This window comes from Myxacorys chilensis (genome assembly GCF_059505265.1).
In genome coordinates this window covers 23,816-46,144 of the sequence record NZ_JCACKG010000262.1, presented here as the reverse complement: position 1 = coordinate 46,144, position 22,329 = coordinate 23,816, and the positions used below count along the sequence as shown (strand labels likewise).

The 22,329-nt window shown below is 49.7% G+C and carries 19 protein-coding genes and 1 tRNA gene; 6 read left to right on the top strand and 14 right to left on the bottom strand.

What is annotated here, in order from left to right:
• Nucleotides 1–150 precede the first annotated feature (150 nt).
• The 6 genes from AC5JLB_RS26965 to AC5JLB_RS26940 all read right to left on the bottom strand — a co-directional run bounded on the left by AC5JLB_RS26965 (nt 151) and on the right by AC5JLB_RS26940 (nt 7,055).
• On the bottom strand, nt 151–2,001 hold the full coding sequence (locus AC5JLB_RS26965; RefSeq protein ID WP_495876917.1) for an ABC transporter ATP-binding protein: 1,851 nt from the start codon (nt 1,999–2,001) through the stop codon (nt 151–153).
• Between the two features lie 338 nt (nt 2,002–2,339).
• Entirely contained in the window at nt 2,340–4,229 is a 1,890-nt protein-coding gene (ftsH2, locus tag AC5JLB_RS26960) for an ATP-dependent zinc metalloprotease FtsH2 (protein ID WP_495876916.1), read from the bottom strand.
• A gap of 280 nt (nt 4,230–4,509) precedes the next feature.
• Nucleotides 4,510–5,967 carry a glutamate--tRNA ligase gene (gltX, locus tag AC5JLB_RS26955; protein WP_495876915.1) on the bottom strand — a complete coding sequence of 486 codons (1,458 nt, stop codon included), beginning with the start codon at nt 5,965–5,967 and terminating at the stop codon, nt 4,510–4,512.
• Nucleotides 5,968–6,026: 59 nt separating this feature from the next.
• Complete coding sequence (locus tag AC5JLB_RS26950; protein WP_495876914.1) at nt 6,027–6,470, bottom strand: DUF29 domain-containing protein; 444 nt, start codon at nt 6,468–6,470, stop codon at nt 6,027–6,029.
• Nucleotides 6,471–6,662: 192 nt separating this feature from the next.
• Nucleotides 6,663–6,736 (bottom strand) — tRNA-Asp (locus AC5JLB_RS26945).
• Between the two features lie 106 nt (nt 6,737–6,842).
• A complete protein-coding gene (locus AC5JLB_RS26940; protein WP_495876913.1) occupies nt 6,843–7,055 on the bottom strand; it encodes an acetyltransferase in 213 nt (70 codons plus the stop codon).
• Between the two features lie 106 nt (nt 7,056–7,161).
• Here AC5JLB_RS26940 and AC5JLB_RS26935 point away from each other — a divergent pair, with 106 nt between their 5' ends.
• Both AC5JLB_RS26935 and AC5JLB_RS26930 read left to right on the top strand, forming a co-directional pair.
• Nucleotides 7,162–8,370 carry a homocysteine biosynthesis protein gene (locus AC5JLB_RS26935; RefSeq protein ID WP_495876912.1) on the top strand — a complete coding sequence of 403 codons (1,209 nt, stop codon included), beginning with the start codon at nt 7,162–7,164 and terminating at the stop codon, nt 8,368–8,370.
• Between the two features lie 3 nt (nt 8,371–8,373).
• Nucleotides 8,374–9,234: an alpha/beta fold hydrolase gene (locus AC5JLB_RS26930; RefSeq protein ID WP_495876911.1), complete on the top strand. Its 861-nt coding sequence runs from the start codon at nt 8,374–8,376 to the stop codon at nt 9,232–9,234.
• A gap of 60 nt (nt 9,235–9,294) precedes the next feature.
• On the opposite strand, the gene patR is transcribed toward AC5JLB_RS26930, so the two are convergent.
• Complete coding sequence (gene patR / locus AC5JLB_RS26925; protein WP_495876910.1) at nt 9,295–10,338, bottom strand: heterocyst master regulator PatR; 1,044 nt, start codon at nt 10,336–10,338, stop codon at nt 9,295–9,297.
• A 577-nt stretch (nt 10,339–10,915) separates the two neighbouring features.
• Here patR and AC5JLB_RS26920 point away from each other — a divergent pair.
• The 3 genes from AC5JLB_RS26920 to AC5JLB_RS26910 are packed head-to-tail and all read left to right on the top strand — an operon-like array spanning nt 10,916 to nt 14,278.
• Complete coding sequence (locus AC5JLB_RS26920) at nt 10,916–12,289, top strand: efflux RND transporter periplasmic adaptor subunit (protein ID WP_495876909.1); 1,374 nt, start codon at nt 10,916–10,918, stop codon at nt 12,287–12,289.
• An 11-nt stretch (nt 12,290–12,300) separates the two neighbouring features.
• Complete coding sequence (locus AC5JLB_RS26915; RefSeq protein WP_495876908.1) at nt 12,301–13,518, top strand: ABC transporter permease; 1,218 nt, start codon at nt 12,301–12,303, stop codon at nt 13,516–13,518.
• 40 nt (nt 13,519–13,558) lie between these two features.
• A complete protein-coding gene (locus AC5JLB_RS26910; protein WP_495876907.1) occupies nt 13,559–14,278 on the top strand; it encodes an ABC transporter ATP-binding protein in 720 nt (239 codons plus the stop codon).
• A gap of 240 nt (nt 14,279–14,518) precedes the next feature.
• Here AC5JLB_RS26910 and AC5JLB_RS26905 read toward each other — a convergent pair whose 3' ends face one another.
• Nucleotides 14,519–15,571, bottom strand: a complete 1,053-nt coding sequence (locus tag AC5JLB_RS26905; RefSeq protein WP_495876906.1) for a molybdopterin-dependent oxidoreductase — start codon at nt 15,569–15,571, stop codon at nt 14,519–14,521.
• Between the two features lie 179 nt (nt 15,572–15,750).
• On the opposite strand from AC5JLB_RS26905, the gene AC5JLB_RS26900 reads away from it, so the two are divergent.
• Nucleotides 15,751–17,202, top strand: a complete 1,452-nt coding sequence (locus AC5JLB_RS26900) for a protein kinase domain-containing protein (RefSeq protein ID WP_495876905.1) — start codon at nt 15,751–15,753, stop codon at nt 17,200–17,202.
• A 45-nt stretch (nt 17,203–17,247) separates the two neighbouring features.
• Here AC5JLB_RS26900 and AC5JLB_RS26895 read toward each other — a convergent pair whose 3' ends face one another.
• From AC5JLB_RS26895 to AC5JLB_RS26870, 6 genes are all read right to left on the bottom strand, one after another.
• On the bottom strand, nt 17,248–17,910 hold the full coding sequence (locus tag AC5JLB_RS26895) for a hypothetical protein (protein WP_495876904.1): 663 nt from the start codon (nt 17,908–17,910) through the stop codon (nt 17,248–17,250).
• A gap of 108 nt (nt 17,911–18,018) precedes the next feature.
• Entirely contained in the window at nt 18,019–19,371 is a 1,353-nt protein-coding gene (locus AC5JLB_RS26890) for an aminopeptidase P family protein (RefSeq protein ID WP_495876903.1), read from the bottom strand.
• Nucleotides 19,372–19,403: 32 nt separating this feature from the next.
• Nucleotides 19,404–20,033, bottom strand: a complete 630-nt coding sequence (locus AC5JLB_RS26885) for a TetR/AcrR family transcriptional regulator (protein ID WP_495876902.1) — start codon at nt 20,031–20,033, stop codon at nt 19,404–19,406.
• Between the two features lie 83 nt (nt 20,034–20,116).
• Complete coding sequence (locus tag AC5JLB_RS26880; RefSeq protein ID WP_495876901.1) at nt 20,117–20,380, bottom strand: hypothetical protein; 264 nt, start codon at nt 20,378–20,380, stop codon at nt 20,117–20,119.
• A 130-nt stretch (nt 20,381–20,510) separates the two neighbouring features.
• Entirely contained in the window at nt 20,511–21,899 is a 1,389-nt protein-coding gene (gene asnS, locus AC5JLB_RS26875) for an asparagine--tRNA ligase (RefSeq protein ID WP_495876900.1), read from the bottom strand.
• A gap of 9 nt (nt 21,900–21,908) precedes the next feature.
• Nucleotides 21,909–22,316, bottom strand: coding sequence for a sll0565 family protein (locus AC5JLB_RS26870; protein ID WP_495876899.1), 408 nt, complete (start codon nt 22,314–22,316; stop codon nt 21,909–21,911).
• Nucleotides 22,317–22,329: the final 13 nt, after the last annotated feature.

Sequence of the window (22,329 nt, the reverse complement as noted above, 5' to 3'; positions counted from 1 at the left end):
TGGCACTTTACATTACTCTAGCTTGTACCTCATTAGGCTGGAAAAGGCTGTAACTGATAGAAGAATGTAAGCTCAATAAATTTGCATAATTTAGAAAATAATTTAGAAAAGGGTAAGCGCTAGACTTACCCCTAACATCGGTTCACTGATTTAGGCGAGCAGTTCTCCCGTCTCTTGCAGCGCGTGTAAACGTTGATAGATACCACCATGATGAAGGAGTTCTTCGTGGCTTCCGACTTCGGCAATGCTACCTTTGTCTAGCACCACGATTTTGTCAGCTTCTCGAACCGTACTGAGACGGTGAGCAATGATAATCAGAGTACGAGTTCCAAGCAGCGATCGCATCGCCAACTGAATTGATCGCTCTGACTCGTAATCCAAACTCGATGTCGCTTCATCGAAGATCAGCACATCAGGGTCAACAATCAAGGCACGCGCGATGCCAATCCGTTGGCGCTGACCCCCTGAAAGCCTAACTCCCCGTTCTCCAACAACCGTAGAATATTTGGCGGGCATCTGCTGAATGAAGTCGTCTGCCTGAGCAATTCGACAGGCTTCGCGAACTTGATGCATCGTGGCGTTGGGATTGCCATAGATTAAATTGTCTAACAGCGTTCCGTTGAAGATATCAACTTCTTGATGCACGATCGCCAGTCGCTTTCGATACCCTGTGATATCTAATCGTCGGATATCGTAGCCGTCCATTAGAATTGCACCTTGATTCGGTTCAAAGTAGCGAAACAGGAGCTTTACGAGAGTTGATTTACCGGAACCCGATCGCCCCACTAAGGCAACCGTTTGATATGGCTCAATTAAAAGATTGATATCCTTTAAAACTGGGCGGTCTGCTGCATATCCAAAGGTGAGGTGGGAAAACTCGACTTTCCCTGTGAACTGATAACTAGGAATGGATTCCGCAGTTTCATTCGGATAGCGCGACCGATCTATTGCACTTGCATCGGTTCCAACAGGTAACTGCATAAACTCGTGAAAGCGAATCATTGAGCCATAGCGACGAGCTAGAAATTCTGCAACTTGACTAATCGGTTCAACTTCCGCAAACGCCATGCTGGACACGGTGAACGTTGTAATGAAGTGCCCCAAGGAAATGTTGCCTTGAGCCGTTGCAATTACTGTCAGCACAAACACGAGGAAAACACTGGACTGGACAACGATGCGTTCGTACATAGCAAGGTTGACGTAGCCTTTGTGAATCCGATAGTCCAGCACCTTGAACTCGCGATCGAGGCGTTGCCGCTGCCGTTTCAATTCTGAGGTTTCGGTTGCAAACGCTTTGACCGTTTTAATGTTGGTGATAATTTCAGATGTTCGACTTTCGGTGTCCTCCATGTATTTGTCGAGCTTCTCTTCTTGACTAGAAAGGCGCTTAAGCCCTAGTAGATTGAATCCTACGATTCCTACAAAACAAACGAGCAGCAATATTGCAATTCGCCACTCGATCAGAAAAACGACAACGAAAATACCAAAGACTCGAAAGAAACGCGGAAGCAAATTTCCAACGACTTCAGGATAACTCCAGGTATGATTAGATAATCCTTTTGCAACGCGGGCAGAAATACGTCCAGGATTATTTTCGTCATAAAATTCTATTGGTAGCGTCAACACTTTCTGAATTGCTTTTTCAGCGTTCTCGCGGCGCGCCCGGAATGCTGTATCCCACGAGAACCATGCCCCAAGCCAAGGTTGAATTGGAGCGCGGCCCACGGAGATAATAAACACTAGAATGAGCAAGACAGCAAGTGTGAAGGTGCGATTATCCAACTCTAAACGGCTGCCCACTCCAACCCATTGAGCAATCCCATCAATCACCCCTTGAGTAGGGCGATCGACCGCTTGACCAGACAGAACATTAAGAATTTGCCCGATCGCGTAGGGAACGAACAGATCGAAAATCTCGAACAGACTCATCATTGCAACACTGAAAAGAGAGACTCTCCAGTAGTTGCGGAAGTAAAAAACGATATTTTGAAACTTAGCCATATAACCTCCTGGGAGCGGCTAAAGTAGGTCGCCCTGACGGATGTTGAATTCGATTCAAACAGAAATCGCGAGACAGACTATCTTAGCTATCTCGATTCGGGCAAGCGGAGGGCTTGCAAGACTGGTATCAGCAGAAAATTTTTGAGAACGTCTAGCGCGTAGAGCTAGTAAAGGTGTCTCTTCATAGAAGTACTGGCGATCAGATTTATTATTGTACTACAAATAATACAGAAGACTACACTTAAATTTCGCAATCTCTAAATATTGGTTAGGCCGCATAAAAAATAGGGGCCGCCGTGGCAACCCCTATTTCTCAAGTCTGACATCTAAGTTTGAACCTAGAGAACAGGAACAAAGCGCTCCTTCTCAGGAACCGTCGTGTACTCTGCCACAATCTGACGGAACTCATCACCCTCGATCGTTTCTTTCTCGATTAGCAAGTCAACTAAGCGATCGATAACTTCGCGGTTGTCTCGCATGATCTGACAGGTTTCTTGATAGCAGCGTTCCACAATGTCGTGAACCTGGGCGTCAATGCGAGATGCGATATCTTCGGAGTACTCCGATCGCGTCATCCAACCACCACCCAAGAAGACTTCGCCTTGCTGACTTTCAAGAGACATTGGACCGAGAGGAGACATGCCGAAGCGAGTTACCATTTGTCTCGCCATGCCCGTCAACTGCTGTAAGTCGTTTCCGGCTCCAGTTGTGATCTCTGCATCCCCAAAGATGACCGCCTCTGCTGCCCGTCCACCCAATGCACCTTTGATGCGGGCTAAAATCTGCGATCGCGAAATCAATCCCTGATCTTCAGACGGTGTAAACCAGGTCAATCCTTGTGCCTGACCACGTGGAACTAGCGTCACCTTCTGCACCGGATCGTGGTCTTTCACCAGCGTACCAACGATCGCGTGACCGACTTCGTGATAGGCAATTAAGCGCTTACTCTTGCTATCAACCAGTGGCGTGCCCTCCATACCAGCGACGATCCGGTCAACAGCATCATCGATTTCTAGCATGGTCATCGCATCCTTGCGACGGCGAGCAGTAAGGATTGCGGCTTCGTTCAGCAAGTTCGCTAAATCTGCACCAGAGAATCCAGGGGTGCGACGTGCGATCGCTTCGAGAGAAACCTCGTCGGCAATCTTTTTATCACGCGCATGAACTTCTAGGACTTCGAGACGACCTTTAATATCGGGAACGTCTACCATCACCTGACGGTCAAACCGACCCGGACGCAAGAGCGCAGAATCTAGTACATCCGCCCGGTTGGTTGCCGCGATGATAATGATTCCGGTATTGCCCTCAAAACCATCCATCTCGGTCAAGAGTTGGTTCAAGGTTTGTTCCCGCTCATCGTTGCCGCCGCCAATACCTGCGCCACGCTGACGACCAACGGCATCAATCTCATCGATAAAGATGATGCAAGGTGCATTTTCTTTAGCTTTTTTGAACAAGTCGCGAACGCGAGACGCGCCCACACCAACAAACATTTCGACAAACTCAGAACCCGAAATCGAGAAGAATGGAACTCCCGCTTCTCCTGCGATCGCTTTTGCCAACAACGTCTTACCTGTTCCCGGAGGTCCAACGAGCAAGACGCCCTTCGGAATACGCGCTCCAACTGCCGTAAAGCGCTCAGGCTTCTTTAAGAAGGTGACAACTTCTTGCAACTCTTCTTTTGCTTCTTCAATTCCAGCGACATCATCAAACAAAACGCCTGTCTTAGCATCCATCTGAAAACGCGCTTTAGATTTCCCGAAACTCATCGCTTGTCCAGGGCCACCCGGAACATTGCTAGAGCGACGGAACAAGAAGAACAAGCCACCCAGTAAAAGAATTGGGAAGACCAAGTTACCCAAAAGACCCCATACCGCGCCATCGTTGCGAATCGGATGGGAATCAAAGTTAATGTTGGACGTCCGCAAACGAGTAATTAGCTCAGGCGTATTTCCCGGAAGATCAACCCGCAAGCGCTGTAGCCGGTTGTCCAGTTCGGGGTCAACCGCTTCGATAATGGCAGTCCGTCCACCATCATATAGATCAACGCTCTTAATCCGGTTATTGTCTAAATACTCCAAGAACCGCCCATAGGTCATGCGGGTATTGGCAGCATTTTTATTAGCTATTGCATCTGGGTTTGGAGCGAATGACCCTTGCCACAGGAAAAACCCAACTACTAAAGCGGGCAGTGCCCATAACAGGATTGTTCTCCAGGATGATTTCATAAACTGGCGACCTCAATCACGGCTACAACAACTAATCTCAATCGTACTCAAAAGCAAGATTTTCTTACTCATGCAGAAGGAGTGAATCACCCTTCAAATGGGGTTTAACCCTTTGTCCTATGCACGGATAAATAATTTTTCAAGCATTTTAATGAGAGAATCTTAACTAAATGTAACGTAAATCGTGACATTCAGGCAACGAAATCACAAAGACTAAAATCACAAAGACTGTGAGTTCAGCTATCCCAATTCATAGCCCTAGCGTTACGAATCTGAGTGGTTAAAGATTTTGCGAAGCGCTGATCGCTATAGCTTGCTCAAAGCTATAGCGATCCATGCCTTTCTGATTCAACAGCAGCCACGATTGCACCAAATCCGGTCCTTGCAACGCTCCAGTCAAAGAGGCTCTCAAAGACTTCATCACCAAGCCTTTTTTCAGGTTTTGCTCTTTCACAACCTGTTTAATGATGGCTTGAATTGCATCTTCTGTTAATTGAGTATCAGGATCGGTAGCCGCAAGAATGGCGTTAAGTGCAGCAGCAGAGCCGTCTTGCTGGAGATGGGCTTTAGCATCTTCAGTAAAGGTTAATGGCATGAATAGATAGCGCGTCATCGGAACGGCTTCATCTAATCTTGATAGGCTCGGGGCGACTAAGGCCGCAATTTTTTCAAGCCAGTCGCGATCGCGGGTTTCATCAAACGGATAGTTCGCATCTCGCCAATACGGAATCAAGGTATCGGTAACATGCTCCACGGGCATCGAGTGCAAATACTGTCCATTCAGCCAGTTCAGCTTATCCCAATCGAACTTCGCCCCGGCTTTATTCACGCGATCGAACCCGAACTGCTGTGCTGCTTCTGCAAGAGTGAAAATTTCAGTCATCGGTTCTGGAGGAGACCAGCCGAGCAGGGTCATATAATTCGTGATGCCTTCTGGGGTGTAACCCATTTGCTTAAAGTCAGAAATCGACGTAACGCCATCGCGCTTCGAGAGCTTCTGACCCGCTTGATTGAGGATTAAGGGCGTGTGCCCAAATTCTGGAACGGTTGCGTCTAATGCCTCGTACAGCAAAATTTGCTTTGGCGTATTACCAATGTGATCTTCTCCACGAATCACATGGGAGATCTGCATATCAATATCATCGACCACCACTACAAAGTTGTAGAGCGGTTGACCAATTCCATGCGTATCTGCGGCACGAGAAATTACCATATCTCCGCCGAGATCAAGCCCTTTCCAAGTGACGGTTCCGCGAACTAAATCTGTCCAAGAAATCTCGCGATCGTCGTCAATCTTGAACCGAATCACAGCTTTTCGACCTTCTGCCTCAAATGCGGCTTGCTGTTCTGGCGTCAAGTTTCGGTGACGATTATCGTAGCGGGGGGCTTCATGACGAGCTTTCTGCGCTTCTCGCATCGCCTCTAGTTCTTCCGGCGTGTCATAAGCGCGATAGGCTAAACCTTTATCGAGCAAGGATTGAATGTTCTGAGCATAGAGATCCAAGCGATCGCTCTGAAAGAATGGTCCTTCATCCCAAGTCAACCCCAGCCAGGTTAAGCCGTCGAGGATGTTTTGCGTAAATTCGGGCCGCGATCGCTCTAAATCCGTATCTTCAATTCTCAGAATAAATTTGCCGCCTTGATGACGCGCAAACAGCCAGTTGAAAACAGCGGTTCTCGCCGTTCCAATGTGTAAATTTCCGGTGGGACTAGGGGCGATGCGAACTCGAACAGACATAAAAAACGCTACGAGAGGGATTTTGTATTCCTCATTCTAGCGGTACAGCGATGCTGGCTTCATGACTCTGGCAGAAAGTCCTCATCTAAAGCCTGTTCCAAGGTGTAGTGAGACGCTTCTGGAAACGTGCGCAGGGCCAGACTGGTTTCATCTGCCGCAATTTTCCGCCCATCTGAGTAAGCCTCTTCTAACACAGATGGTAAGAAATTCTTCAAGCTCGGACTATCTCTTAAAATCCTTGCGATCTTAATCCTTGAATTCCGAATGGAAGATTTCCAACTATTACACTGCTGTTCAGGCTGGAATTGCCACTTCAGCAAATGAGTAAAGATCACTACCAGATGACTCTCCAACGCTTGTCGATCGCGCTTTGCCAAATCCTCAATCTCCTCCAACAGGTGAGTTAAGTCTAAATCCTCGTAGCGTCCTTCTCGTAACGCTTGAAGTTGAGACTGAACCCACAGATTAAAGTCTGTGTCATAGAGAACCTGAGTTTTTAGCATCAACTTGCCTCGTCTGAGTCATAGCAATATCTTAATCTGCTTGAGATTTACTGGTTACTCGCCAGACTTACATACTTATAGATAAGAAACCGCGATCGCGCTGATCTAGCAGATTCGCTGGAAATAAGACTTAAAGCAAAAGGCACGCTAGAATCTAGCGTGCCTTCAAATGGTTTACTTCTTATCTTTCTACGGGACTGACGGGGCTCGAACCCGCAACTTCCGCCGTGACAGGGCGGTGCTCTAACCAATTGAACTACAGTCCCTTGTTCGGGTGAGCGCTTTGTTTTCAGCGCGATCTTTATTATCTCGATCGCGCCTGCTTTTGTCAAACATTTTTTCGTTTGAAGCATTCCTCACCCAAAATTAGAGCTACTTGGCAGCACGATATTCTGCATCCATCCAGCATCGCGGGAGGCTCTCACCGGACGGAAACACTAGCACATCTTTTCCATAGGATTCGGGATCTTGTTCTTCTTGTCCGTCTTGAATCCGAACAGGGACGGCATTCTCAGCCGGGTTAACGAGAGCCTGAACGTCTAAAACTTCAACTAAACTTCCGGTTTCTTTTTCTTGCAATAGCATCTGTCTGATCTTTCCTTAGCAATTTCGTTACCTTCTTAGGATGCAGTGGAATGTGGTGATTCTCATCTGTCCCAAGGTAAATTAAGCAACTGGGGGAAATACATTCATGCGATCGATTGCGGAAATCAACGACAAAATTCAGCGCGGACAAGCCGTTGTTCGCACTGTGGAAGAAGTTAAAGCTCAGGTGGCTGAGGTTGGTGTCGCTCAAACGGCGAAAGAAGTCGATGTAGTAACAACGGGGACATTTGAGCCAATGGAGTCGTCTGGCGCAATCCTCAACTTAGGACAGACCGATCCACCAATTAAAATTCGGCAATGCTGGATTGATGGAGTCCTAGCCTATGCAGGGTTTGGAGCCGTCGATTTGTATCTAGGAGCCTCTCAAGCGGCAGAATATTCTGGGGCGACGGAACTGAGTGACGCGGAAGATCGCCGAGAGGGAGCCGAGAGCCGCGTGAGACAGCGTGGCGGCGGACATGTGATTGAGGAATTGATTGCAGGTCACTCGGTTCCGCTTAGAGCGGTAGGACAAGTAACAGACTGCTACCCTCGCGCCTCGTTTGAGACCACTATTTCGCGGGATACGATTAATCAGTTTTACCTGTTCAATCCGCGCAATTTGTATCAGAACTTCATAGTTGGCGTGAACGGTGGAGATCGCGCTTTGTTCACTTATTTAGGTCCGCTTCAACCCCGTTTGGGAAATGCGGTTTACTCAAATCCGGGCGCAATTTCACCGTTATTAAATGATCCAGATTTAGACCTGATCGGCATTGGAACGCGAGTCTTTTTAGGGGGTGCGATCGGGTATGTCACATGGGAAGGAACTCAGCATTTTCCGCTTCAAAAACGTCTGCCGAATCGAACACCAATCGGTCCCGCAGCAACGTTGGCACTCGTGGGCGATGCGAAACAAATGGACGCTAAATGGGTGAGAGGCTGTTATTTGCGGGGCTACGGTCCATCACTGATGTTGGGCGTTGGAATTCCGTTACCCGTCCTCACAGAAAACGTGATCGTTCATTGTGCGGTTCAAGATCAGGATTTAGTTGCGCCTATAGTAGATTTCTCGATTCCAAGACGGGTACGCCCGACATTTGGACTGGTAAGCTATGCTCAGTTGAAATCAGGCAAATTAATCATTGACGGAAAATCTGTTCGGGTTGCACCGCTTGCCAGCATTTATCGATCGCGCCAAGTTGCCCTTGAGTTGAAACAGTGGATTGAACAAGGGACATTCACCTTGACTGAGCCTGTATCATCAATTCCGAACGATCGCACCTTTATTCCTCAAGATATGCGAGGCTCGTAAGTCATGTTTGCCAGTATTCGTGGAACAAAAATCTACTTTGATGTGGAAGGCGCGGGGTTAGTTCCAGATGGCGATCGCATGAAGGAAAAACCTGTCGCCTTCTTGCTGCATGGCGGACCCGGAGCGGATCATACCTCCTACAAGCCGACGTTTTCGCGCCTTGCCGATCGGATGCAGCTTGTTTACATCGATCATCGTGGTCAGGGGCGCTCAGCACGGGGCGACAAATCGACCTACACTCTCGATAACAACGTCGAAGATCTCGAAGCGCTGCGGCAATATTTGGGCCTAACCAAAATCATTGTGATTGGCGGTTCCTACGGTGGGATGGTGGCGCTGACTTATGCCAGCCGCTATCCACAACAGGTATCGCATCTGATTGCGATCGCAACCGTCCCCGATTCCCGCTTCCTTCAGCGAGCGCAAGAGAATTTGGCACAGCGAGGAACAGCAGAACAGATTGCGATCGCTCGTTACTTATGGGCAGGCAACTTCCAATCTGAAGCCCAGCTTCACGAATACTTTCAAGTGATGCAGCCGCTCTACTCTAGGAGCTACAAGCCAGATACGGCTAAAGATTCGTGGGAACGCACTACTCTGTCAGTAGATGCAATCAACGTTGCCTTTGGGGGCTTCTTGCGAACATACGACGTATTGAAAGATTTGCCCAAGATTACGGCTCCAACTCTCGTGATTGGAGGACGGCACGACTGGATCTGCCCGCCCGAATTTTCGGAAGAAATTGCTGAAGCAATACCAAAGTCAGATTTGCGAATTTTTGAGCAGAGCGGACATTCAATTCGAGCCGATGAACCGGATGCATTATTAGATACGATCGCAGGCTTTATCGTTTACAAAAATTGATTTAAAAAAATTAAAGGGGAGCCAGACCTGCTCCCCTTGCGTAGCCTATTTAGTTGTCGCTTACTTTGCTGTCTCAGGAGACTCACCGCGATCGTTCTTCTTCACGGGCTTTGGCAGCGGAGCATCACGCTTGGGCGCTGGAGGGGTAGCCCCCATTGGTCGACTCGGAGCGCCACCACTCTTGGGACGGAACGGTGGTTTGCCGCCCCCTCTCGAACCGCCTCTAAAGTCGCCTCGGCCCTCAAACTTCGGCTTCTTCCGGGGAGGAATCATGCCAATCGAGGTTCCTTGCCTGACCACCAAGTCTCCTGCTTCTCGATGGACTTGCAAATCCCAGAAATAGCCTAATGCTTTTCCTGAAACATTCCCTTTCAGCTTGAGCTTAAAGGCTTTTGCGCGATCGTCTTTTTTCCGAGGCGCTTGCTGAATCTTGACAATCATGGAGCCGTCATCAGTAGAGTGATAGACAATTTCTCCTCGAATTGAGAAATAGTTATCGTCTACCTCGGAAGACGGCACATAAGGGAGCACTTCCTCGTCAGAGTCGTCTAGCTCCTCCTTGATTAGATTCTCAGGCTCCCATACCCCGACGATCTGAACATGCAAATCTTCTTGGCGATCGCGAGTGCGGGGATATACAACCCACAAATGCTCTTGAGTGAGATCTAAATGATTTTTCACCAAGCTCATCACACGGCCCAAAAGGACGGCCTCTACAAGAGTTCCGTCACTTGTGGTCATGTTGCCACGGGTGAACTGTTCATCAGACGGCTCGTAACGACCGCGCACTAGCCCGATCGCTCGATACTGCATCGGCTCACTGGGAGCAGGAATAGGCTGCTGGCGAGCGCTCGCCAACGGATCTTCTGCTATGGCCTCTGTTGCAGTAGGCTCAGGCGGTGGAGGCGGAGCTGGAACTGAAGCCGCTGGCGGAGGCGCGGACGGCACGGATGGCGCTTGAGGCCGCACAGGGCGGGCGGGAGGCTGCATTAGAGCAGGTTTCTCAATGGGCGTGGGCGTCTCCACGGTATCGTCGCCTCCAGTAGAACTGTTGGCTGAGAGGGGCGTGGGAGACTGAGGGGGACGGTTGGGCAAGGGACTCATAGGCTATCATCGTCACAGGAAGGCAGAATGCATGTCAGTTATTGTACTGAATGCAGCTAGACTCGGACGAATCCGAATAGTTCTGCCATTTTTACAGAAAAAACATTCAAGGTCATCGGTTTGCAACAGGTGATTTTTGAGCCTAGCAAGATGGCTCAACTCAAAAATTTAGGCTCTGTTGAACCTTGTTTAGCATCTACGGCAGGGTATCAGCAAAAAAACTAAGCTAATGATACTGAGTTTTTTAGAGGTCTCCGGCTTGGATCACTCCAATACCCTTAAGATTTCCCGACCTTTAGAGGCAATCAACACTTGATATGATTCCGTTCATAGTCTGTAAATTTATATGTCAATCTCCTTAAAGCAGAAACCTTCTGCAGAAGCTTCTCTAGAGGAGTCTAAAGTTTGATGTCATTCGTTAAGGTTTTATGACAGCCTAGGAATAGAAGAGAACTTAGCGGCTAAGTCAGAGGTCTAAAAAATTTGAACGTTTGCGCTCCTTTGGAGATTGGCAGAGCCAATTAATATCTAGTTTATCTGTCTCCTTAATCCCCATCTCTACATTGGATTTAGACGAATGCATCTCCCCTTCATTGGCAAAACTCGAAAGCCTGCTCCTTGGCTAGTCGGATTAGTGGCAGCAGGTGCGATCGCAATTCCTGGAGCAGGCTTTCTGATCGCTCGCAATCTGGCTCCGCGTCAAGATGTTAGAACAGCGACGGCCCCGGTAGAGGCGAAAACAGTTACGGTCAGAATTGCGGCAAGTGGTGAAGTGATTCCCTATCAGACCGTCAATTTGAGTCCTAAAGCGGCGGGGCGAATTGTTCAACTTTTGGTGGATCAGGGCGATCGCGTTGAGCAAGGTCAGATTGTTGCCCGCATGGACGGTAAAGATGCCGAAGCAGAACGCATTCAAGCTCAGGCGCGAGTTGCCGAAGCCCAAGCCAAACTAAATCAGCTAAAAGCAGGAACTCGGATCGAAGAAGTCCGTCAAGCGGAAGCCGATGTGAATCGAACTCAAAGCGAAATTACTCGCGTTCGTGGTGTAATTTCGGATGCCAATTCTGCGCTAGATTTTGCCCGGCGTCAGACCCGGCGACAGCAGGAATTGGCAAATCAAGGCGCAATCGCGGCAAATGCGCTAGATGAGTTCCAGCGTAAAGAGCAGAACGCGAAGGAAGCCTTAGGCCAAGCCCAGGCTCAACTCGGTCAAGCCCAAGCCCAATACGATCAAGCTGTTCAGCAGCTTCGTCAGCGACAAAACGGGGCGCGTCCCGAAGAAATCGCCCAAGCAGAGGCACAGTTAGCCAGCGCGATCGGGCAGCTTCAAGGCGTCGAAAACACGCTAGAAGATACGCTGATTCGAGCGCCGTTTACTGGAATCATTACCCAGCGCTATGCCACGGTAGGTGCCTTTGTGACACCAACAACACAAGCCTCTGCTGCCGCCGATGGCGCAACTTCGACTTCCATTTTTGCCCTGGCAAATGGGTTAGAGATCAAGGCAAAAGTGCCGGAGGTTGATATCGGACAGATTAACCAAGGGCAATTGGTTGACATTCGAGTTGATGCCTACCCCGATCAGACGTTTAAGGGAAAAGTCCGGCGCATTGCCCCGGAAGCGATTACCGATCGAGATGTCACGTCCTTTGAAGTCCGAGTCGCGATCGTCACCGGCAAAGACAAACTGCGGTCTAAGATGAACGCCGACGTTAGCTTCTTGGGTCAGCAGATTCCCAATACTATAGTTGTGCCAACGGCAGCCCTCTCAACAAATGGAGGCAAAACTGGAGTTTGGGTTCCAGGCGATCAGAAGCCGACCTTTAAGACGGTAAGAACGGGGCTGACCTTTGATAACGAAACCCAGATTGTGAGCGGACTGAATCCGGGCGATCGCATTTACATTCAGCCTCCTGAAGGGCAAAAACTCGGGCAACCAGGCGAATCATAAGGAAGTCGAAGATGGATTGGGTTGAAAGTGGAAAGATGGCAGTCAAAACGCTAACCGCCAACAAAATGCGGAGCAGTTTGACCATGCTAGGAATGATTATTGGCAATGCCTCTGTGATTGCAATGGTCGGAATTGGTCAAGGCGCACAGCGATTGGCCTCGGAGCAGTTTGAGTCGCTTGGTCCAAACGTTTTGTTTATAAGTCCAGGCAGCAATCAGGCGCGGCAACGAGCGACCAATCTACCCAGAACGCTAATTTGGGATGATGCTAAAGCGATCGCATCTCAGGTTCCAGCGGTGCAAGAAGTGGCGGCTCAGAAGCAAGGTCAGTATCCAATTGTTTACGGCGGACTCAACTCAAGTTCTTCGATTACCGGAACGACGCCCTCCTTTCTGTCTGTTCGGAGTTTTGATGTGGCGAAAGGTCGCTTTCTGACTGACCTCGATTTGCAGCGAAATCAGCGCGTGGTGGTATTGGGAGCTGATTTAGCAAATCGATTCTTTAGCGATCAAGATCCCATTGGCAAACGCATTCGCATTCGCAATGTGAGTTTTCAGGTAATTGGTGTGATGCGGCCAAAAGGATCATTCTTGGGCAGTAATCAAGATGATGCCGCCTATATTCCGCTCACCACGATGTCAAGTACGTTAACGGGAAGAACTTCTCCGTATGGATTGGATGTGACCTTTATCTCCGTGTCAGCCAAAAATGAAGCCAGCGTTCCAGCCGCCGAGTTTCAAATTACGAACTTGCTGAGACGACGCCACAAGATTGTCAGTCAAGATGATTTCACCGTTCAGGCTCAGAAAGACATTCTGCAAATTGTGGGCACGATTACTGGAGGCTTGACGGCGATGCTGGCGGCGATCGCAGGCGTCTCACTTCTGGTCGGCGGTATCGGTATCATGAACATCATGCTGGTGTCTGTCACCGAGCGGACTCAAGAAATCGGTCTACGTAAAGCGATCGGGGCCTCCGGTCAAGACATTCTGGTGCAGTTTATGATCGAAGCAGTGCTGCTATCGGCGGCGGGTGGTTTGATTGGAACTGGGGTTGGCGTTGGTGGAACCTTGCTTGTTGCCACATTTAGCCCGTTAAAAGCTGCCATTTCTCCTGCCGCGATCGCGCTTGCCGTCAGTGTATCAGGAACCATTGGTCTCGTCTTCGGGGTGATTCCGGCTCGACAAGCCGCCAAACTCGATCCGATCGTTGCCCTCAGAAGCGCATAATCATCGCGCCCAATTATCCGCGCCTAACCATCAGTATCCTATGCCTCAATCTACAATCGTTCGGCTCGAAGGAATTACGAAAGTCTATGGTATGGGCGATACCACAGTTCACGCCTTGGCAGGCATCGATTTGATGATCGAACAAGGCGAGTACTGCGCGATTATGGGCGCATCAGGCTCGGGTAAGTCCACGATGATGAATGTGATTGGCTGTCTCGACCGTCCGACTGACGGACAGTACTATCTAGACGGGCAGGACGTGGCGCAACTCAGCGATCGCGACCTTGCCCATATCCGCAACCAGAAACTAGGCTTTGTGTTTCAGCAGTTTCACCTGTTGCCGCAATTGTCTGCCTTAGAGAATGTGATGCTGCCAATGGTCTATGCCAGCGTACCAACTGCCGAGCGAAAAGAGCGAGCCGCAGAAGCGCTAATCCGAGTGGGGCTAGGGCAGCGCTTGCAGAATCGACCGAATCAGTTATCGGGAGGGCAGCAGCAGAGAGTCGCGATCGCTCGTGCCATTGTCAATCGTCCAGTTTTGCTTTTGGCAGACGAACCGACTGGAGCATTAGATTCGACGACGACTAGAGAAATTTTGGCGATTTTTGGTGAATTGAACGAAAGTGGAATGACGGTTGTGATGGTAACGCACGAATCGGAAGTGGCGCGATGTACAAATCGGGTGATCTGGTTCAAAGATGGGCAAGTGATGCAGTCTTATCTTGCGCCTGAAGATTTAGGAACGGTGACAGCAGCTTAGTAAGTAGAAACTAGTCGTCAGATCGCGGAGTTCGTAACCTTTAAATCTGCTTTAAGAACAATCCCATGAGCAACTAGTTCTAACCGCAACGACGCTTCAGAACACCTGAAGATCCTCCTGCAACGACCTGATCCGGCTGCACCTTCAGTGATGCTTGCCGATGAACGACGGGTATGAGCGACCCAACGCAGAGCTAATCGAGAAGCCACAGAAGCCACAATAGTCTGAGCGTTCAAGAGTCTAAGCGTTCAAGGTGACTTGAATCTGCAAGACGCCACTGCTGCCGTCTTTTCCGTTTCTATCGTTTAAGGGTTGCTGTTGGCGCTGGGATGTTGCTCGCGCTAGCAGCGTATATTTTCCTGGATCTTTGGGTGCCCAAACATAACGCCAAAGCGTCCATTCGTGAGGCGATTCGGGACGGTTTTGATCGACTGGCTGCCATGTTGCCCCCTGGTCAACACTTACTTCAATGGCGGTGATTGGAGTTGAGCGATCGAGAGCTACTCCGGCGATTAAAACGCCTTTTTTCCATCCCGTGTCTCCACCGCGATCGAGCGTAACCTGATGGCGCTTATCCCACACCCGCTGCTCTTGAACTTGCCGGATCATCCCGTGAGTTGGGATTTCGGCAGTGTTTGACCAGCCTTGATTTTCCCAGAAGCCCGTTTTCGTCTTTGCGATCGCTTCGAGTTCAACCAGCCATTTCGGTTGCTTTTGCCCAAAGTGCCCAGGAATAATAATTCGCACAGGATAGCCATGTTCTGCAGTCAGGGCTTCGCCGTTCATCTGATGCACCAACCGCACACCAGGACGCATCACTTCATCGATCGGCAGCGTCGTTTCATACCAATCCGCGCCCTTCATTGCAAATTCCTTTGCCTCCGGCCTCACACCCGCTTTTTTGAGAAACGGCAGGAGTGGCGTTCCTGTCCACTCGGCATTGCCGATCAGGTTGCCCCCCGACGGATTACCAATGCACTCCATTGTTAAGTAAAAGGTTTCTTGCGGGGCTTGCAGAATATCTTGGAAGGTCAACGTTAACGGTGTTTCCACCGCACCTTTGATCTTGAGTTCCCACTTGGCGACATCCACTCGTGACGGCAGCGCGTAGGACTGCACATAGAACTCCTTTAACGGAGTTGTGATGTGGTCAGGAAGTGGCTTGTCAGGATTGAGCAAGTCCATCAGCAGCAGTAGTTCAACCGATTTGGGCTGACAGCCACCGAGCAAGCTAGCAGCAAGGACGCCACCAGAAGTTTGTCCTAGAAGTTTGAGCAGATCGCGACGATTCACAGAGTTGGGGTGTGGGGTAGGGATTCCGGAATATCTCTTTAATTAATTGTTTACCATGCTAGGAGCGGCATTTACCGTTATAGCAAAGCGCACAGTGTCTACTACCGTGTCACCATTGGGAGAAGCGATGATAAATTTGATAAGCACGAATTTCTCCTCCTCTACACTCTATTCTTGCTATGCGCCGACCGCTTCCTGATGGCACACTGGTTCAAAATCGCTATCGCATCCTTCGCGTTTTAGGACAGGGTGGGTTTGGGCGTACTTATCTGGCGCAAGACACCAATCGCTTCAATGAGTTGTGTGTTTTGAAGGAATTTGATCCGCACACTCAAGGAGTGCATCACGCTCAGAAAGCGGAGGAATTGTTTGCGCGAGAAGCAGGCGTCTTGTATCAGTTGCGCCATCCGCAGATTCCTCAATTCCGTGAATTGTTTCGAGTTAAGCAACCCAACGGAGAGCTGTTATTTCTCGTTCAAGACTATGTGGGAGGAAAGACCTATCAAGATTTGATCGAGGAACGGCGACAGCGAGGATTGGCGTTTAGCGAGAAAGAAGTCACGCAACTGCTTCAAGAACTGTTGCCTGTTCTGGAATACATTCATCGAGCCGGGATCATTCATCGTGACATTTCACCTGACAATATTATTTTGCGAGAACAAGATCAGAAGCCCGTTCTGATTGATTTTGGGGTGGTCAAAGCGGCGGCAAATCGTATCACGAATCAACCTGCCGCTCAAACCTTTGTTGGCAAACCTGGATACGCGCCAGTTGAGCAAATTCAAAAAGGCAACGCTGAGCCGAGCAGCGATCTCTATGCGTTGGCAGTGACGATCGCAGTGATTTTGACTGGACGCGAACCGCAATCTTTATTTGATCCGGTGAGCTTGACGTGGCAATGGCAACGCTACGCTAGTGTTTCACCTCGGCTGGCAGAGATTCTGAACCGTATGTTGAGCGCAAGACCCAACGATCGCTATTCCTCTGCCGACGCTATTCTGAGTCAACTCTCGTCTCATACTTCCCCTACAGTCGATCCTCCCGCTCCGCCGCCGATCGTCCATTCTCCCGTCTCCCGGCAGAAAACAGTCGCGGTTGGTCGTCGCCGCTCTACTGTTGCCTCCGCCACTCAGCCGCAGGAACGAGCATGGGTTGAGTCGATCTTCGATGCTCCTGCTTTTTTGATTAAAGGAACCTTTCATCTGCTCAAACGGCTGTTTAGAATGACGTTTGGCCTGGTGAAGTTCACCGTCTTTGGGCTTCTAAAACTGGCGTTTCAGTTGGGCTTGATTGTAGCGGCGATCGCGGCTCTGATTTGGGCAGCCCCGCAGGTGTTTCCGCTGCTTGCCAAATCCTTCCCCACATTGCCAAGTCCATCTAAAACCGAAAAGCTCTCTAGAGATGAGCAAAGACGTGGAAGTGACTTAGAAGCTCGTTGCCTCGAATTGGGCATGGATTACGGAGAACTGATTGCTAGCGCGAATGAAGCGTTTTACGCGAAGTATCCCAATCGCAGAGGCAAAGCCCTCAGTTCAAGCGCAACCGATAAAAAGTTGCGGGACGAATGGTATCGGATTGCTCAAGACATTTTAGAAAATCGCAAGTCTCAGAAGAAAGTCGCTGAGTATTGATGAGTGGAGTGCAGACGAAACGCGAAAAGGAGTGATCAGCCGTCATTAAAACTTTCTTCGAGCAGTACGCCTGCGATGGTAGAACCACCCCATTCCCAACGCTAGAACTGGCGCGATCGCAGAGGCAGGAGGTTCGGGAACAACTTCTGCTTCCGTGAATTGAAGGGTTCCATCTGCTGAACCGATGTCGCTGGGATTGTTTACAGCAATGGATGCAGGATAGTAATAGAAGGACTGTCCTATGAAGCGCACAGTTGCTCCAAGCTGCACTCCAGCTTCTGAGGTGTCAAAATATGGACTGTCTGGCGTGTACTGTCCCGCTGCATTTCGGGTGAAGAGAAAGAATGGCGTACCTCTAGCCTGGCTAGAACCGACCCCAGTGTAAGTGCGATTGAAGAAGTCAAGAGAAAAATCTGAGAAGGCAATAGACCCTCGCCTACCGAGGTAATAGTACTCCTGGTAAATGCTCTCCTGATCTAAGGTCAGTTGCGATTCATCATAGATAAACGATCCTTGTCCTTTAGTGCCGATTGCTGGTAGCGGTAAATTGCTCAAATCGGGATTAGACGGATTAACGGTGGAGGGCGGGGTGACTCGCGTAACGGTTAGCTCAAAGTTTTGCCGAATCGTTGCCGCATAGCTGGGTATCGGGGCAACGATGAGAAGAAGTCCAAGAGAGTTGAGCAACCAAGCTGTAAGCGATCGCATGATGCAACAAATGATTTGTTGGAGGTAATTGTAAGAAAAAGGCACGCCCCAAAGCTACTTCTAAAGACACATGCTCTACAGCAGAATCAAATCAATTTTCCACAAAAGCTAGACTGACATCACTAATTCTTGGATCGCATCTGCATCGGTTGGCAGTGCTGCTGTCAACACCTCCGATCCGGTTTGCGTAACCAGTACATCATCTTCGATCCGAATGCCGCGCACATCAGAGAAGTCTGCCAACCGATCCCAATTCACGACATCGCGGTATGTTTCACGTCGCTCTGGATCGTCCAAGATAGCGGGCACTTGATAAAATCCCGGTTCAATTGTGACCACCATTCCTGCTTGTAAGGGGCGATCGAGACGCAGATATCCCAGTCCAAAGCGATCGCTACGAGTTCTTCCCGCTTCGTAGCCTGCCAAATCGCCCAAATCTTCCATGTCATGCACATCTAAACCGAGAAGATGCCCAACTCCGTGAGGAAAGAACAAGGCGTGAGCATCCATTTCGACAAGATCCTCAGCGTTGCCTCGCAGAATGCCTAACTCGGCCAATCCTTCTGCGATCGCATGGCACGCTAGCAAATGAACATCCCGGTACTCTACTCCCGGACGAATGTGCGCGATCGCGCGATCGTGAGCGTCTAACACCACGTCATAGAGCGACCGTTGCGTCGGTGAAAATTTTCCTGATGCCGCCCACGTCCGAGTTACATCCGATGCCCAACCTGTTGTCGTTTCGGCTCCTACATCTGCCAATACTAAATCGTTCGGTTGCACCGCATGGTGGTAGTCCTCGTTGTGCAAGACTTCGCCATGAACCGTCACAATGCTGTTGTAGGCACAGGTCATATTGTGCGAGAGAATCACACCCTCCATCGCGGCTCGGATTTGCGCTTCCACCGACGCATTTGGAGTGGAAACCATTCCCGCTTTGTGGGCTGCGATCGTCACTGCGATCGCGGATCGAATTTCAGCGATCGCTGCCGCGTCGTGACTAGAGCGAAGAGCAACGATCGCATGGGTCAACTCTAAATCTTTGCCTTGGGCGCTAACGGTTCGAGCTAAAAGATTAGATTGTTCTAGCCGAGTTGCCGGATCGGGAGCCGCGATCGTCGCGACATCTTCTGTAAATCCTGCCAGTTTTGAAAGGGGATAAGCAGCATCAGCTCCGATTTGGGCAGCAACGGCTTCTCGTGTCGAAGACGCCCCATGCCACAACGCATCCGCTGGACTCTCTTTATCCATAAACAGCACAAGCTTGCCCGACTCTAAACAAATAACAGCATTCTCTAAGGGCAAACCCGCAAAATAAAGAAAATGACTACTCGCCCGAAACGGAAACGTATTAGCGCGAAAATTCCGCGAACTGCGCTGACCAGACCACAGCAGTACCGGGAAATGAATCAAATCCGCCAATTTTTGACGACGCAACTTGAGAGTATCGGCAAGACACATAAGAATCGGCTCTCATAAACGAGTTCTGATTACTACTCTATCGAGCCGTCACTCCTCTGTAAGACTCCGTTGAGAAAAATATCGGCAATGCCTTCTGCCATGTCTTTCATCTCCGTGGGAGAACTATTCGGCGTCATGATTGTCTCTTGGCTAAAACCCGCGATCGTAAACATGCCTAAAAACACTCGCGCCACCATTTTCGGACTCATCCGCCGATAAATGCCTTGATCCATCGCGGTTTCAAAGAATGCTTCGGCTACGCCCATCATCTTTTCAACGACTTCCTCTTCAATGCGATCGCGCAAGTCAGGATGAAACTGCGCTTCCATAAAACACACCTTGAACAAATCTGCATTCTGATGCAAATTCATCATCCGGCGACGCATCACTTGAGCAACCGCTTTGTAGCTGCCCATTTCGCTTAACTCTGTCAGCAAGTCAGTGAGAATTTCAATCCAGCCTTGAGTTGCAACTTCGATCAAAATCGCTTTCTTGTTGGCAAAATGCCGAAACAGCGTTCCTTCTGCCACACCTGCTTTTTCGGCTAAATCACGAGTGGTCGTTCCATCGTAGCCTTGACGCGCAAACAGTTTGAGCGCCGCTTTGAGAATGCGAGTTCGAGTCTGATCCTCGGTCTGAGCGGGTCGATTGATGATTGGCATACACTACAGGCGCGATCGCGACAAAATACGATTATGCACATTTTGTAGGGGAATTGGCGCGATCTCCGCAGGCATTATGGAGTTTACAGATTTGACCAGGTTGTCTGAGCCAATCGGCGGCACAAATTAGTTAAGAATTCCAATTCATCGCACGCCCGTTCTAAAAGATAAGTTGGCAGTGTTGGAGCCAACACAACATAAACTTCCACCGCTTCTTGGAGTAGGCGAGTTGCTTCATCTAGCGTCACATCTTCTAAATGAGCAGCTCGTTGCTTCAAGTTTCGAGATGGCATCCAGTCAAAGCTATCCGGTAATAAACGCTCAACGTTATCCGAGGGCGAAGCCACGATCAAATCCTCCCGAAAAATTGCTCGTTGGCTGACCGGCTCATCGGGCCAGGTAGGGCACGAGTCTAAGTAGGAAGGAAGAGGATGAGTTTGCAGATCCACTGACCGAATCAGCCGGTCAGATAATTCATTAAAATTCAACACTTAAAGGCGCTCTAGGGAACGGAATTACATCTCGAATATTCCCCATTCCGGTCATAAATTGAACTAAGCGCTCAAAGCCCAGTCCAAACCCGGCGTGAGGAACTGTGCCATAGCGACGCAAATCGAGATACCACCAGTAGTCCGCAGGATCAAGTCCTTGTTGTTGGATGCGACGCTCTAAGATATCTAATCGTTCTTCACGCTGAGAGCCACCAATAATTTCACCAATCTTGGGAGCTAGAATGTCCATCGCTCGAACGGTTTTTTCGTCGTCACTAAGGCGCATGTAGAACGCCTTGATTTGCGTTGGGTAATCCGTGACGATCGTGGGCTTCTTGAACAGATCTTCTGCTAAATAGCGCTCGTGTTCAGACTGCAAATCTAAGCCCCATTCAACCGGATACTCAAAGGTCTTGTCGGCTTTTTGTAGCAGCGCGATCGCATCAGTATACGTCAGTCGCTCAAACTCGTTGTGAATAATATTCTCTGCCGTTGCCAACACCGAATCATCAATTCGCGCATTGAAGAACTCCATATCTTCCGGGCAAGTGTCCATCACATGCTGAAAGATATGCTTCAAAAACGCTTCTGCTAAATCCATGTCGCCTTCAAGATCGCAAAACGCCATTTCTGGCTCCACCATCCAAAACTCAGCTAAATGGCGGGATGTGTTCGAGTTCTCGGCGCGGAAGGTCGGACCAAAGGTGTAGACGTTACTAAACGCCATCGCCATAATTTCGGCTTCAAGCTGCCCGCTCACGGTTAAGTACGTCGGCTTGCCGAAAAAATCTTTGCTGTAATCGACGCCTTTCTGCTCAGTCATCGGAACCTGCTTCAGATTCAAGCTCGTGACGGCAAACATTTCACCTGCGCCTTCACAATCACTCGCCGTCAAAATCGGGGTGTGAACCCAGAGAAAGTCGCGTTCCTGGAAGAATTGATGAATTGCTGTTGCACAGGCATTGCGGACGCGGAAGACTGCGCCTAGCGTGTTGGTGCGCGATCGCAGATGCCCAATATCTCGCAGAAACTCAAACGAGTGTCGCTTTTTCTGAAGCGGATAGGTTTCGGGATCGGCTTCGCCAAATACAGCGACCGAATCGGCTTTCACCTCAATGCGCTGCCCTTTGCCCAACGACGGAACCAAGACACCTGACACCTCCACCGATGCGCCCGTACTAAGTCGCTTAATCGTCTCCTCATATCCTGGCACATCTTGATTGATCACCACTTGTAGCCCTGCCATCGAGGAGCCGTCGTTCACCTCGATAAACGAGAAGCCTTTCTGTTCGCGTTTTGTGCGGACCCAACCTTGAATCGTTACTGATTCGTCAGGTTGTCCAGTGCGGAGCAGTTCTACAATGCGTCGAGCCATAGCTACACGTTAAGGAATGAGGGATGGGGGGTTCGGGTTTAGAGGTTGAGGTTTGGGGTTTTTAATCGTCCAGAAGGCGAGACACCAGCCGATCGCCAGCCCAACGCCACCAAACCGAATCGCCTGCCAGAACACTTCTTTCAAGCCAGACCATGAGAACAGACGGCTTTCAAGATCGAGTTCTAGGGCGTCGAGGTCTTGCTCAATTTTACGTAATTCTACTTGAAGGTCAGAAGATTTGCCCCGTTGAAGAGTGGCATTGATCTCCTGCTGTCGCTCTTGTAACCGCGATCGCTGCTGTTGATCCCGCAGAACTTGCGCATGACGCTGTTTGAGCTCGTCTAGCGATCGCTCCACAGTTTCGAGAGATTGCTCAAAGGTGGGCGGATCAGATTGAGAAGGGTGAGAGGGCTGCATTTCCGCGTTAGAT